General features: G+C 57.8%; 9 protein-coding genes. 6 read left to right on the forward strand and 3 right to left on the reverse strand.

Annotated elements, in window-relative coordinates:
* Positions 1–75 precede the first annotated feature (75 nt).
* Both CCHOA_RS08155 and CCHOA_RS08160 read left to right on the forward strand, forming a co-directional pair.
* Positions 76–1407, forward strand: coding sequence for a D-alanyl-D-alanine carboxypeptidase family protein (locus CCHOA_RS08155; RefSeq protein WP_123929250.1), 1332 nt, complete (start codon positions 76–78; stop codon positions 1405–1407).
* Positions 1408–1485: 78 nt separating this feature from the next.
* On the forward strand, positions 1486–2583 hold the full coding sequence (locus CCHOA_RS08160; RefSeq protein ID WP_123929253.1) for a hypothetical protein: 1098 nt from the start codon (positions 1486–1488) through the stop codon (positions 2581–2583).
* A 368-nt stretch (positions 2584–2951) separates the two neighbouring features.
* Here the strand turns inward: CCHOA_RS08160 and CCHOA_RS08165 are convergent, their stop codons facing one another.
* Positions 2952–4046 carry a YhjD/YihY/BrkB family envelope integrity protein gene (locus CCHOA_RS08165; protein WP_164472434.1) on the reverse strand — a complete coding sequence of 365 codons (1095 nt, stop codon included), beginning with the start codon at positions 4044–4046 and terminating at the stop codon, positions 2952–2954.
* 1032 nt (positions 4047–5078) lie between these two features.
* Between CCHOA_RS08165 and CCHOA_RS08170 the strand changes: the two genes are divergently transcribed.
* The 4 genes from CCHOA_RS08170 (at position 5079) to CCHOA_RS08185 (ending at position 12155) form a co-directional block, all read left to right on the forward strand.
* Entirely contained in the window at positions 5079–5423 is a 345-nt protein-coding gene (locus CCHOA_RS08170) for a DUF485 domain-containing protein (protein ID WP_123929260.1), read from the forward strand.
* A 3-nt stretch (positions 5424–5426) separates the two neighbouring features.
* A complete protein-coding gene (locus tag CCHOA_RS08175) occupies positions 5427–7049 on the forward strand; it encodes a solute symporter family protein (protein WP_123929263.1) in 1623 nt (540 codons plus the stop codon).
* Positions 7050–7541: 492 nt separating this feature from the next.
* Positions 7542–9893, forward strand: a complete 2352-nt coding sequence (locus CCHOA_RS08180) for a hypothetical protein (protein WP_206425784.1) — start codon at positions 7542–7544, stop codon at positions 9891–9893.
* Positions 9894–9944: 51 nt separating this feature from the next.
* A complete protein-coding gene (locus tag CCHOA_RS08185; protein ID WP_123929269.1) occupies positions 9945–12155 on the forward strand; it encodes an Ig-like domain-containing protein in 2211 nt (736 codons plus the stop codon).
* A gap of 210 nt (positions 12156–12365) precedes the next feature.
* On the opposite strand, the gene CCHOA_RS08190 is transcribed toward CCHOA_RS08185, so the two are convergent.
* Both CCHOA_RS08190 and CCHOA_RS08195 read right to left on the reverse strand, forming a co-directional pair.
* Complete coding sequence (locus CCHOA_RS08190; RefSeq protein ID WP_123929272.1) at positions 12366–12989, reverse strand: exonuclease domain-containing protein; 624 nt, start codon at positions 12987–12989, stop codon at positions 12366–12368.
* Between the two features lie 283 nt (positions 12990–13272).
* A complete protein-coding gene (locus CCHOA_RS08195; protein WP_245992118.1) occupies positions 13273–14697 on the reverse strand; it encodes a hypothetical protein in 1425 nt (474 codons plus the stop codon).
* Positions 14698–14700 lie beyond the last annotated feature (3 nt).

Raw genomic sequence — 14700 nt, forward strand, 5'->3', positions numbered from 1 at the left:
TTGGTGTCGCTTGATAGCTGTGTCGGCGACCCTGCTGGCTGCATTGGAGAGGGCGGTGTTTTAGGCTTGTTCACCATGACAGTTTCTGCGGTACGGCCGCTGCTGGTGGGGCTTGCCTTGGCGGTGGCCGGTAACCTGCTTCCGGTTTCACTTCCGACAGCTAGCGCGTTTACTCCGCCAACTCGTACTGCTGCCCCGGATACGTCCCGGTGCCCATTTCGGTTCAGCCCGCCGCCGGCGGTGGATACTTCTGAAGTGCCGAAACCTGGTCAGACTTCCCCTGCCGCGCTGCCGCTGCCGGCTCACACCCCGGGCGGGAAGGGGCTGGAGAGTTGCGATATTGTCGCCGCTGCAGGGTTTGCTGTTCCAGAAGAGCTCACTGCAGCATCGTGGATTGTGTTTGATATTGATCGGGGCACAGTGCTTGCCGCGAAGGATCCACATGGACGATATCGTCCAGCGAGCATTATTAAAGTGCTCTTAGCGCTAGTTGCGATCGACGAGCTTGATCCCACCACCCGCTATACGGCAACCCGCGCCGATGCCGACATGGAAGGCTCCCGGGTGGGGCTTGGCGCCGGCGGTGTCTATAGTGTCGATGATTTGCTGCACGGGCTGGTGATGAGTTCCGGCAATGATGCAGCGCACGCCCTCGCGCAGCTGCTGGGTGGTGATCAGGCCGCGAATGGAAAAGTCAATGCGCTGGCGAAGAAACTAGGCACAACCGGTACTTTTGTGGCGAACTATTCCGGGTTGGATGGCCCCGGTCAGATGACCACCGCCTTCGATATGGCGTTGGTGTATCGGAAAGCCTGGTTAACGAATGCGTTTGTGCGGCTGGTTACGACCAAGTCGGTAAACTTCCCCGGCTACGGGGACAATCCCGGGTTTGAAGTGTGGAATGACAACGGGTTGCTGTTTTCCGACGAGGGTTCCCTCGGCGGGAAAACAGGTTACACCGATGATGCTTTGCACACCTATGCGGGTGCGGTAGAACGCAACGGCCGCCGACTTGCTGTCGTGGTGTTAAACACCACCATTGATGCAGGTCGCGCCTGGGAGCAGGGGCAGCGACTGCTCGACGCAGGGTTTGCCACCGCACCCACTGCCTCCATCGGAACAGTGACGCCGGCACCGGCCACCCCGCCGACGGGTGAACCAACCGATCCACCCACCAAACACTCCTCCACAAGCACCATCCCACCGGTGCCGACCACAACTGCGAATAATGAAGCCGCAACAAGATCAGCACCCTCCTCCCCTGGAAACACCCAGCCGGCTGCGGCATCGTTTACCAGTTCATCCCGCCTGCTCGGCACAGCCGCCTGGGTGGTCGTCACACTAGTGGTCATCGCAGTGCTGCTGCTCAGCCGCTGGCAGCGGCGTCGACAACCACGCCACCAGTAGCCGACCGTGCGAACCGCTGCCCGGTGCTGCAGCTACCTCACGCCACCAATCTTTCTCTAGGAACCCCGGGATACGCCAGTGAATCGTTTTGCTTGTCGCAGTGCTGCGGTAGCGACCGCTGCCCTGCTGCTTGTGGGTGCCGCGCCGGGCGCAACCGCGGCGACCACACGAGTTTCTTTTCCACTCACCTGCCAGGCGCAATCACCTATTGCCGTCGGTGATCTCACCACCACCATTGACCCGGTGTATGTGTCAATAACTGCACCCCGCCAACTCGAGGTCGGGAAAGAAGCAACCGTCACTCTTGTGGTGCATCCGGTGCGCATCGACATAGGCAAACTTCCCCTGCGGGGGGCGCTGCAAGAGGCCAGCCGCATCAAGGTTGATGTTCGCTTCACCGGTGCACGATCAATTCAGGCATCCACCGCCGAACCGTCTGGAACCATTACAGGTTTGCAAGCCTTCGTCGTCGACGATCAGGGCAATCCTCGCCCCACCGGGCAGATTGTGCGAATGGCCGGGGCGGACAATGCCACGATTGGGTTATCACCACACCGCGGCAGCGAGTCGACTGCGGGCGCCACGCTACCGCTGAGCCAAGGAACAATGGAGCTGTCGTTCCCACCAGTGAACGTTCGCTTCACCCCGGAGTCCACCGCCGCCGTAGTCATCGGTGTAAATACTGCCGGTACGGCCGCACAGTTCGCCCACCGGGACAATGCGTTAACCCTGCTGTTGCACGCGACTGCCCCACTTGTTGGGGATGTGTGGGTGCCAGTGATGTGCTCCCCGCGGCGGGACAACAACGCTGCTCTCGCATCAACAGCCACTGCGTTACTGCGTATCCCTGTTGTTGATCCGGCACGGCAAACAGCACGGACGAACACTGCCCGCGCAACAACTCCCAGCACCAAAACTCCCACCACTGCATCGACTACCACCAGGCGGCACACTGCACAAGACACCACCACGCAGACGGGGTCGGCTGGCTCATCGACCGCTACCACGCAATCTTCAAAAACTTCGCCGGCCGACAGCGCAGAGATACCGGCAACTACCGACGCCGCCCCACGGCAACAAGTAAAACGCTGGACACTGGTGGCGTGGCTTGCCGCCGGTGTCATAGTTTCAGGCGGGCTACTGGTTAGCCGCGCCACGCGACGCCGCCGCAAATAACGAGCACACTGCAACAGACATTGCCGTGCACAATGGTGTTGCACCATCGGACCCTGTTCCAGGCTCTTTATGCCATCCCAGTTCCAGCGATCGCTGGTGGAACACCACCTACGCGACCCTCCCACCCCACACCGCACCTATCACACATAGCGCAGGCTGGTCGCCCAGACAAAGGAACGTTGCAGCTAACAGTGAACAGGCAGCACCCATTCCAGACTGGGCAGTGTGCAGACCCAGCTCACACGAAAGCCGCCGCCACAACACTGTGACAGCGGCTTGCATGGTTACCTGCCAAGCGTGATACCTGGCAAAACCCTTATCGGGTGCACACAGCCAAGCGCTGCAGATCCCCGCCAGTGGAGCAACGATCAGTGACGCCATACGTTGCGCAGCGCAAGCACTGCGGCGCTCACTACTGCACCAGCAGCGAAACCGGTGGAAACCAGCGAGGATTTATCCCGCATCCGATCGACAGGATCAACTTCGTTGCGCACCCGAATCACAGCCGGTTCGGGAGCGGGAACCTTCGAGCGTGCCAGCGACTCGTCGGTGGTTGCAGTCCAGGCGCAGCAATAGAGCAAAATACGCCACACAAAATAGAACAGCACCATCACACCAATGATCGGACCGAAGGTTGCACCTGCTGGGTTATTCAACGCATTAGAGAAGAACAACGACCCGATCTGTTTGAAAATTTCGAAGGCTACCGCGCCAATGGCCGCCCCCTTTGCCGCAGACCGCCACGGCACATCGGTGCGCGGCAAATATTTCAACAGCCACAAAAAGACAAGGTAGTTCGCAATCAAACCGATAGCGATAGCCACGACTTGGGTGATGACATCAATACCGGGGATCTGTTCCAAACCGAGGAACTCCAAAACGTAGCGGGTCAACCCGGAGGATCCGACCGCGGTAATACCAAAGGCGATAATCAGCGCCACAAGCAGCATCAACAGACCCACCAGATCCATGAGTTTGCGGCCAACAAACCCACCGGCGATCGGGTTGGCTTTCCACATTTTGCTTGCGCCGTAGCGAAGATGGTTCATCCACGACAGCCCCGACCACAGTGCTGTTAAACCACCGATACCGGCGATTGCGCTGCGCTGTTCAATCGCGGTGTCAATCACCTCATTGAGGGTGTCGCCAACGGTCCCGTTTACTGTTTTAGTGATCTCGTCTTGGATCTGCCGCAGCGTATCTGGGTCGTTGACCAACGCAAATGCGGCACCCGCGAACAGCAGCATCAAAATTGGGAACATCGACAGCACCGAAAAATAGGTGATGCCGGCCGCGTATTGGTTGCCGCCCATTTTGGCGTATCGCTCCTGCATGAGCATGAGATGATCGAACCAGCCCCACTTTTCGCGGAGCTCTGCAATCTTGCCCGGCTCATCCTCGTGGGTGCGCTCAATACCGTATTCGTCAGTGTGTTTACTATCAGGTTTGGTAGAAACCGCCACAGGAATCCTTTTCTTCTTCGCTTCGCCGCATCATTGCGACGTTCGGCATCACAGTGTGGATGTTGTTGTGTTCGCGGGGAATGCCCACAGCCGGGTTGCTGGAAAGCGATCCTGCTGCAAGTGCCCGCCGCGAAAGAGACCAACCTGGCATGATACCGGTCGCATCGGTGTTTCTCCCAGCTCGGGTGGGTGAAACTGGTCAAACGTTACGGAAGCGCAATACTCCAGGGACTGTTTGTGGCATACTTGCCGACTTTGCGGTAGCGAGATGCTCTCCAGTGCGTCATCCGGCCATCAACCGCTTGCCCTTGCAGGGACAACGATCCCCCACTCCAACACAGGGCGGCACCCCCCTCACCATCTCCGCAACCTGTCTTTAGTGAGGTGCTTGCCCAACCCGCATCAGGGGTGCTTCCCGCGCAAGGGAATACAAGAGTGCATCGACAATGCACTTTATTTGTCAGACACCCGCATGGAGTGCGGGTAATTCGCCATACCCACCACAGGAGGTCGCCTAAACCAATTAGGTGATAGCAAAACCGCTGGTAACTCGGGCGTGTTAGTGATGTAACAGCAAATGGGCAGATGTCTGGCAGATCACAACACGAACGCAATTGCCCCCGTTAATGGGTGCTTTCCAAGGAAAAATTCACCCCAGGTTATACCGTGCGGGGGTAGCAATAGGGAACAAAATCCCTGGTTGGAGCATTTACCCCGTGTCCGTTTTGCCCACTTTTCCCAAATGCTTCACAAAGCACAACTGTGGCCAGTAGGTTTGCTTCCCAAGCTCATCTGCTGCTTCACATTCGGCTGCAACTTGTGACGGTGATTGCATCGCACCTGGCGCAGAAGGCAAGCGGTGCCCCATCCGGGATCGAATGTCCCAGATACCCCGGCTACCTGATGGGCGTCTGCAAGTCGGCACTCCCTTCACCGGCGTCATTGCGCACCCTGATGTGTGTGACATGGCACAGGTGCACTTCACCGCCAACATCTTGCGTTCTCATTTGGAAAGGAACCTACGAAACTCACATGACGAACCCCGCTGTCCCCCAGCGTCGGATCCCCACCGAGGCGGAGTTTATCGCCATGGAATCGACGCCCCAGTTTCACCAGCTTCGCTCAACATTCCGGAAATTTGCCTTCCCGGTCACCATCGCGTTTCTCGCCTGGTATCTCTTCTTCATCGTGGTGGCAACCTATGCCTACGACTTCGTCACCACTCCAGTATTCGGCGTTATCAACGTTGGCATGATCCTCGGTCTTGCCCAGTTCGCTACCGCCGGGTTGATCACATGGGCATATGTCCGTTTCGCTGATCGCACCCTTGATCCGTTGACCGCCGAAATTCGGCACGAATTAGAAGGAGGTGCCTAACACATGAGGACACATCTACTCGCCCAAGAAGCTGTCGATACCGGCAATCCGCTGCTCAATATTGGCATTTTTATTCTTTTCATCGTCGTCACCATGACTGTGGTGGTGCGCGCTACCCGGAAAACCTCTCAGAAAGGCTCCGACTTCTACACTGGTGGCGCATCATTTTCCGGCTGGCAAAACGGGCTGGCGATCTCCGGGGACTATCTGTCCGCGGCCGCGTTCCTCGGCGTAACCGGTGCAATCGCCCTGTACGGCTATGACGGATTCTTGTATTCGGTGGGCTTCCTGATTGCGCTGCTTGTCGCCTTGGTGCTGGTTGCTGAACCGTTGCGAAACACCGGCCGATTCACTATGGCTGACGTGTTGTCTTTCCGACTCAAGCAGCGGCCGGTACGTACTGCTGCGGCGATCTCCACACTGTCGATTTCCTTGTTCTATCTCATCGCCCAGATGGCTGGTGCTGGCGGTTTGGTTGCACTGCTGCTCGGTATTCAAGGCAAAGTCGCCCAGTCTGGGGTGGTCGCCATCGTTGGTGTGCTGATGATTATCTATGTGCTTGTCGGTGGCATGAAAGGCACCACATATGTGCAGATGATCAAAGCAGTGCTGCTGGTCGGCGGCTCGATCATCATTACCGTGCTGACATTCTGGGTAGTCAAGGGCGGTTTCAATGAGGTGCTCACCCAGGCAGTCGCCAATCATCCCAAAGGTGAAGCAGTGCTAGGCCCTGGTTTGAAGTACGGCAAAAATGAGCTCACCAAGCTCGACTTCATCTCCCTTGGCATGGCGCTGGTGTTTGGCACCTCGGGTCTGCCTCACGTCTTGATGCGGTTCTACACTGTGCCAACCGCCCGGGAAGCCCGCCGCTCAGTGACGTGGACAATCGCTATTGTTGCATTGTTCTTCCTGCTCACCGTGGTGATGGGTTTTGGTGCGGCGGCACTCGTTGGCACCGATGCGATCACCAGCGCCCCAGGTGGGGTGAACTCCGCGGTACTGTTGTTGTCCGCGAAAGTCGGCGGCACCATCTTTATGGCCTGTATTTCTGCGATTGCCTTCGCCACTATTTTGGCGGTGGTGGCAGGGTTGGCGATTACTGCTTCCGCATCGGTGGCTCACGACATCTATAACTCGGTGCTGCGCGACGGCAAAGCAACCGAAGAAGAACAAGTCCGGGTTTCCCGCATCACCGTGGTCGTCATCGGTATTTTGGCGATCGTGCTCGGCATTGGGGCGATTGGGCAAAACATTGCCTTCCTGGTCGCCTTGGCTTTCGGTATTGCCGCCTCGGCAAACCTGCCAACGATTCTCTATTCGCTGTACTGGAAGCGGTTTAACACCACCGGTGCCGTGTGCAGTATCTATGGTGGGCTGCTCACCAGTGTGATTCTGATCATTTTCTCCCCGGCAGTGTCCGGCACCCCAACGTCGTTCCTTGGCGAGAATATTGATTTTGCCTTCTTCCCCCTCACGAATCCGTCGATTATTGCCATCCCAATGGGCTTCCTGCTCGGAATTGTGGGCACCCTGTTAGGCAAACCAGATAACTTTGCTGGGAAAGCCGCCGAGATGCAGGTTCGCTCGCTGACCGGTGTGGGTGTGGAGAAAGCAGTCGCCCACTAGGAGTTACTGTGGTTTGCTGCACCGGTGGTCACCGGTGAAGCAAACGCTATCCCGGGGTTTTGCCCGCATCAGCTCGCCCCGTGCAGCATTGCCATGTGCTTGCCCCACGGTTATTGCATAACTTCACCGAGTGCACCGCGCCGTTTCTTGTGAGAACACCAGCTGTTGATCCCCCAAGACGGTGCGGTGCATTGCGCTGCTAATAGCGGCTGTACTGCGAACCTTCAGCAGTCACGCTACCCGTTTAGGGGATTGAACAAATCGTTGTTGCAGCATCTGTCGTAGGGTATAGGCAACGGAGTGGTGATCCTAGGGCTACTACCGCAATGTTTAACGACACAATACGGTCGTGGATTCGCGGGGTAACAGGTGGCCGTGCAGGCATCCCCATCCCCCCGAAATTTGTGAAGTTATTGCGAACCGCAGGTGTGCTGTCGCTGGTGCGTGGGTCTCAGGCAAACAGCCGCAACAGTCGTCTGGTGAGGAAAAATTGTGAAGATGCGTCCCTTTACTGCAGCTGTCAGTGCGTTGGCAGTCGGCTTGCCGCTCATGGTTGTGCCAACGAGTGCACATGCGGCGGAGGTCACCAATTCGGTGACTTATCCGCAAACCTGTCGGGCTATCCCTAACCGGTTGGCGGATCCGCAGGATAATCGGGGGCAAGATGTGCGGATTGAAACGACCGCCCCGGCCACGGTTGAGGTAGGGAAAACCATCACAGTGAAAATGAAGGTCAACACCGGCAAAACGGTGCTTGACAAGCTGCCGTTTGGGGCGAGAGTCACCGATAATGCGCGGCTGAAAATAGATCTTGCCCTACCGGATGGCTTCGAGCTGCAAAGTGCACTGTTGAGTTCGGATACCAATGTGCAAGGGTTGAGCGCATTTACCGTCAACGAGCGGGGCGAAAAAGACCCGAATGGGCGGATTTTACGGTTGGCGAGCGCCGATAATGCGACGATTGCGAACTCGCCGAACGCCAGTGTCACTGGTGCCGGCAACGCCAATAATCATGTCACCGGCAGCACGCTTGAGTGGTTGCTGCCAACATTGACTATGCGGCTCAAAGCCACCAAACCTGGTACCGCGTCCCTGGGGCTGCGGCACAAGGGCAGTGCGGAGCAGTATGCTTCGCCAACCAGCTACATGACGTTTAACGTGGTAACCGATGCTGGTATTGCAGGCACCGTATATGCCGCAACCTACTGTTCACCGCGAACCAGCCCAACCGCCCCCTTCTTTGACGGTGCCCGTCATTTGTTTGACTTTACGGTGATCGACAAGCAACCCGCCCAGAAGGTGACAGTCAATCTGGCAACTGAGCGGGTCGCAGCCGGCGAATTATCACCGGTGACTGCGACTGTCACCCCGGCTGATGCCGCAGGAACAGTGACATTTACGGCAGCTGATCGCAGCGTCACTGCCCCGGTGGTTGCTGGGCGGGCAACAGCCAATATGGTGTTTCCTCAGGCAGGGCAGCAACCGGTGCAATTGGCGTTCACCCCTCGCGATGCGGAGAAATTCCTCCCTGCACAAGGCACAGGCACGGTGGAAGCCGGCGCCCGACCAGCCGAGTTGACGATTATGGCGCCGCGGCGGGTCTCCCCCGGCAGCGAGGTCACCATTCAGGTTGTTACCCCTGCAGCAGCAACCGGTAAGCTCGTGTTTTCCAGCGATGGCAAGACGCTCGGTTCGGCGGATATTGTTGCCGGACAGACAAGTTTCACCTTCAACGCTGGCAACACCGAAGCAAGCCGCACAATTGATGTGGCCTACCAACCAGATCAGGCAGCTTCGTTGGCTCCGAACACTGCTTCGGTGACGATCCAGGTGGAAGAAACAGCTGACACCACCCTTACGTTGGCTGCTGACGCTACCGCTGTGCCAATCGGATCGACGACTGCGCTTACCGCCACCATCACCCCAGCCAAAGGCACAACGGCTCGCGATATTCGCGGCACCCTCGCGGTCACTGTCGGCGGCCAGACGATTCGCCACACTGTCACTGGGGCGACCAGCACTGTCGATCTTCCTGTCAGCGCCGCCGGCCAACAGCAGGTCACCGCCGTGTTTTATCCGGAACCCGATAGCCGCCAGACTATTGCCACCGCAGAAACTGCCATTGTCGGTAAAACCACAGGTTTATCCCTGCGGCTTACTCCACCGGCGACAGTCACTGTTGGTACACCGGCGATCGTGCAAATCGCCGCAGTGACCAGTGACCAATTCCCGGCGCGTGGCACAGCGACCGCCACCGTACATGGGCGCACCACCAGCGCAAACTTGGTTGACGGTGTAGCCGAGTTGCCGGTAATACTCACCGATACGCAACCAACTCCGGTGACAGTAACGGTCACCGATCCACAGGGTCTTACCGCTACAGAAACATTGACCTTGCGGGCCGAACCGTCCTTGGCAAACGATGATATTTTCGCCACCGATATAGTGCTTGATCTGCCCGAATCGGGGAAAGCGAACACCTTCCTCACCGGTACAGCGACAGTGACAACCAGTGGCCGGCCAACCGATGGCGGCTATGTTTCGGTGCAAGTAGATGGCGCCGCTCTGCAGCGCGACGGAAAACCGGTGGCAATTCCAGTAGTCAACGGCAAGGCTGCATTCCAAGTGAACTTTGCAGTCAATGGCACACATCAGGTGCAGGTCGTTTACCACAATGATGCTGGCGATTCCGGCAATGGCGTAACCAGCATGGTGGTGATCACCGGTGGCCGCACCCCGGCTACTGGCACCGAACATCAGCCCACCGGAATCATGGCATGGTTTACAAAACTCATCGAATGGTTCACTCATCTCTTTTCCGGCGGCAGCTCTTCTGCGAGCTAAGGTGCCCCACTACTTCCACTAACGAAACGTGAAAAAAGGTAATTTTCGACCATGTTTGTGACCCGTCCAGCTCGCCGCCGCAGTGTAACTGCGCTTACCGTGATGAGCCTCACCGCCACCCTGCTGCAAAGCCCTGCCCTTGCGGCAACCACTTCTACCCCGCTTACCCATCAATGTTCAGTGCTTGGCAGAACTAGCTTTTCCCCTATTACGGAGGATGTGCAGGTTGATGCGCCGGAGGAAGTCGCCGTCGGGGATACGTTTACTGTGCGTATCAGCCCGGGGGTGATGAGTGTCGATAAACCGGTGTGGGGGCTGAATTATCGCCTGAGTATCCCTGCTCCTGCCGAGGCGAAACTCGTTGGGGAGCCACGGCTGGTCAGCGAAGGATCAGGACTGATTGGGGGCAGTCCACGGGTGACGACGTTGCCGCCTCTGCGACAGCTCATCGTCGATGGTGGGGATCGCCCGGGAAGTTTTCATCGGCCGAGGGATCCTTATGGTTGGCAGGCGCAAGGTGGCGAGTTTCAATTCCCTGCCATCGAAATGACATTCGAAGCGCTTCGAGCTGGTTCCTTACACTTCGGCTACTATAACGAGATCCTTACCCCGGATTTCGCGGCTATCTCTTATTCCACTACCGGCTCTAGTCTGTTAAATCCTGTGGTCTACTGTCGCGGCAATAAGCTCGCTACGGTAACAGTGTCCGACACCCCCGCCGAAGCTGCCCCTACTACCACGACGTTTACCGACGGTGCGGAAACACAGGTTGCCGCATCTGGCGGTGAGATCACCCTGCCAGTTCAGGTCACCGGTGATGATGGTACAGCGGTGACCACCGGTGAGGTGGCAGTAACTTTGGACGGTAGACCGGTGGAAACCACGGCCCTTTCCCCGCAGGGGGGTATCGCGGCGATAACAATCCCAATTCCGGAAAACACCACCGCAGAGCCGGTGACATATTCGCTTACAGCTCACTATCTTGGTACTGACCGTTATCAGGAGTCGAGTGCCATGCATCGGATTGTTGTCGCTGGAACCTCCGCCCCAGCACCGGCACCTGTCGAAGAGGTTGCCACCACGACGACACTTGCTGCTCGTGCCGGCGATCTGATCGACAACGCCACCACTGTGGCATACACGTTGCAGGCAACAGTCACCGCTGCCGTTGGCACTGTTCCTGACGGGGCGGTGGTGAAGTTCACCGAACACGGCCAAACTTTGGCGACAGCCGTTGTCAGCAACGGGGTTGCAACAGCCCAGGTTGCGTTGGGGGAAGATGCACAGCACAGGATTACTGCCACATTGCAAGATGTTGATCTTGCCGGGAAACGCTATCTTGCATCTTCTGATACGCAGGTGGTGGCGGTGCCTTCCACGGCAGTGGAAACCCCGGAGGTGACCACCCCAATCCTGCCTATGGAAGAAACCACGATCACGCTGTCTGCTGCCGCGGAGACGCTTGCAGTTGGTGCCCCAGTGCCGCTGACTGCCACTGTTACAAGCCCGCAAGGCAAGCGTGCCGGCATTGTGGTTACCTTCCGGGATAATGGCCGCAATATTGGTCAAGCAACTACGGATGCATCGGGTGTTGCCACGTTTGCGGCACCGGTAACCGTTGATGGGCGTCACACGTTTCACGCAGTAAGTGCCGATCAGCCGACCGATACTGTGCTGCTGCTGGGAGCATCTTCTGCTGATCTCACCCTGGCCACCCGGCCGAAAACCACGATCAACAATGCGACGATCAGCCTTACTGCTGCCCCACAACAGCCGGTTGCCTTCGGCGACACGGTGACACTGACAGCAACAGTTACCCCGGCGACGGTAGTCAACAATGCCTGGGTGAGTTTCTATGAGGGCGACACACTGCTCGCCGATGTGCAGGTTGATCCTGCCACCGGCACCGCCTCGTTGCCGGTGGTTGCTACCGCGACGCGAACTCTCACCGCCCGGCTGAATCCGGGAACAAATACGCAAGTTTCCTACAATGGAGCGGACAGCGCACCGGTCACGATCACCCCAACTAGTGACGACTATCGGTTCGTCATTGACCCGAACGATCCGGCAACGCCAGGCAACACGGCAGGTTCTTCTGCCGAAGGTGCCGGGCAAGGCTCCTCGGACACGGAATCATCGTCCCCCATGCCGGTGCTCGTTGTGTTGGTGTTGGCTATTCTTGCCGGCGGACTAACTCTGCTGCCGCCGGTGCGTCAACAGTTCAACCTGCCACCACTGCCACCGCTGATCCCGCTTGGTTAACCTATATGCGCCTGTGAACAGCCTGTGGTGAGCGAGCCTTGTCACCAGACTATGCGGTGGCACGGTGACTTCAGCGGCAACCCCTTGCCTACGAGAATCGTGCCAACCAGCCTGGTGGTCAGCAGCCACACTGCCCCGTGGCGGTAGCCTGCAACAGCAAAACCGGCACGCCTGGTAACCCCCGCGCAGCTACTTGGCCGGCGCACGGCGCTAGCGCACATCCCAGTCCATGGATCCATCCAGCTGTGTAGTGGTTTCTACCTGACGGTGCAACTGGGCGGCCGGACCGGTTGGTGGGCACAACGCTGTCACCCGGGCAAAACCTTCATCGCTAACCATTCGCGCAAAAATCTTGGCACACACTTCCGCATCAGCTGCCGCATTGTGATGGCGGAATCGTTGCGCCGGAAAATACTGTTGATAGATCACAGGCAAGGTATGGCGCCGCAGATCAGGGAAAAGTTTTCGCGCCAATCGCAGCGTACAGAAGCGCCGATTGGGCAGGCTCTCAAGCTGGTAATACAGATCCAAGTCAGTGAGCACATATCCGTCGAAGGCCATATTGTGGGCTACGAGGGGATCATCGCCGAGCAACGCCCGAATCTGCGGATGCACCTCCTCCCACGTTGGCGCATGCTGCACATCTGGTGCAGTAATCCCATGGACACGCACACAGCGGGGACTGAAGTGTGCAACCTGGGGATGCGGTTTCAGCAGCGTGGAGAAACGGTCAACGACAGTACCGGTAGCTGTCATTTTCACTACCGCCACAGCACAGGCGGAACCCCGACATTCATTCGCCGTCTCAAAGTCGATACTGACAAACGTATCCACGCGGTGCGTCCTCCTGGCAACAACTCGATTCCCCGCTCAGATAGCTGATCCGACACTCCGTCGCACAGCTCATGGTGTCTCATACTGCGCTAGGCCGGCACGCCACTGAATCAACAGCGTACTCTTTGGGTCCTGCCGGGTTGATAGCTCCCCTTGTTGTATCTGGGCAAGCACCGTTACATCTGGGCAAGCAGCTACTGGTGATAGTCGTTCAACCGTATGCTCGACGGCGCACACGAGCAATACTGCATCCAGCCCGCAACAGTCGTCCGTTGCTACCTGGTTATTGCGTCCGTGCCGGGCTGATGCGGTACATGTGCCCCATCGTTGCCTGCCAATAGGTGCCGTCAGGGGTGATCATTCCGGTGAGCTCCATGGGTTCATCAACTGGCCACCAACCTATCGGCTGACTAAAGCTCACTTCGCCGGTCGCTGCAGCAATGCCCTGGTAGATAATTTGCGGGGAATCCGGTTTCGTTGCTAGCGAATAAATCATCCCATCGGCGGTGGACAGAATCGGGAGTGTTGCGATGCGGGCTGCGGTCTCATAGATCCTTTCGCAGCGACCATCGTGCACATCGATGCGAGTCAATCCCCCAACAAAGGGCGTCAACAGGGGCTGCGGTGTTCCGGCTACTGCCAGCGGCGGATACACAAAACCATAGGTCGATGGGATAAAGACACTGTTGCCCATGGCCATCAACGAGTTTTCCGTCCCTTTGCCGAAGCGTTGAAAAGCCTCAGCGGAACACACTGGGGTGCCGGTTGCCGCCTCAAACACCTGCAGCATTGGGGACGGATCAGCATTATCGACGATCGCCACATATTCGTGATGCTCCCCGAAAATGGTGGGGGTTGTCCCGGAGCCCCACGATAATTGGCCAGGTTTCAGCCGCGGACCGCGATCATATTGCGCCTGCCACACAACCTGTGGATCAGCGTCAACTGCAGCCTGCACCTCGTAGAGGGCGTGGGTAGTCAACACGCTCATTCCCGCCGGTCGGGAGGTTAAACCGTTGGCCACCAGCTCCCCGCCAGGGGTGTGATTGCCCAGTGCAAGTACCCGAGTGCGACCAGTGCTGTCCACATAGCCGACGACAGCATCACGAGTAACAAACCAGATGCGGCCTTGCTGGTCGGGTTGCAAACCTGCCACAGGACTGCTGGTGCCAAGCTCCTCCAACGCAATGCGCCGCTGCTCGGCTAGGATATATCGATCATCGTCGGTGCGCTGATGGGTGATAAACACAATATTGTGGCCTTCAGCGAGCACAATTTCGTCCGTGTCGTGAACAAACCCGTACACACCCCCAAACAGGCCGGTTTTCCGTAATTCGTGTACGGCAAGAATTGCCCCGGTGTCCGGATCAAAAAGCACCACCGATGGGGCAACCGGGGTGATCCCGAAGCGCAGCCCCACATATTGTGTGCACAGCGCAGCGACCATCCCGTCACGGAAAGCAAACACTGTAGAGCAGGCACCGGCAGGCATACTGTGCGCAATGTCGACTGTTGCACCAGGACCTGGATAGTCAATCGCGTCGGAGGAGTTGAAATCCCGGTGCATGAAGCGTGTCGCAGTCGTCCCACTTGCCGCATTGGTTGTTTCGGGTGTTGCAACAGCAACCCCACCGGCGGTAAGGCTAACTAGCAGTGCCAAGCAGGCACCAACAATGGCACGAAACAACCGGGCGTTCATAGAACTCATGCT

Source organism: Corynebacterium choanae (assembly GCF_003813965.1).
In the GTDB taxonomy this organism is placed as follows: Bacteria; Actinomycetota; Actinomycetes; order Mycobacteriales; family Mycobacteriaceae; genus Corynebacterium; species Corynebacterium choanae.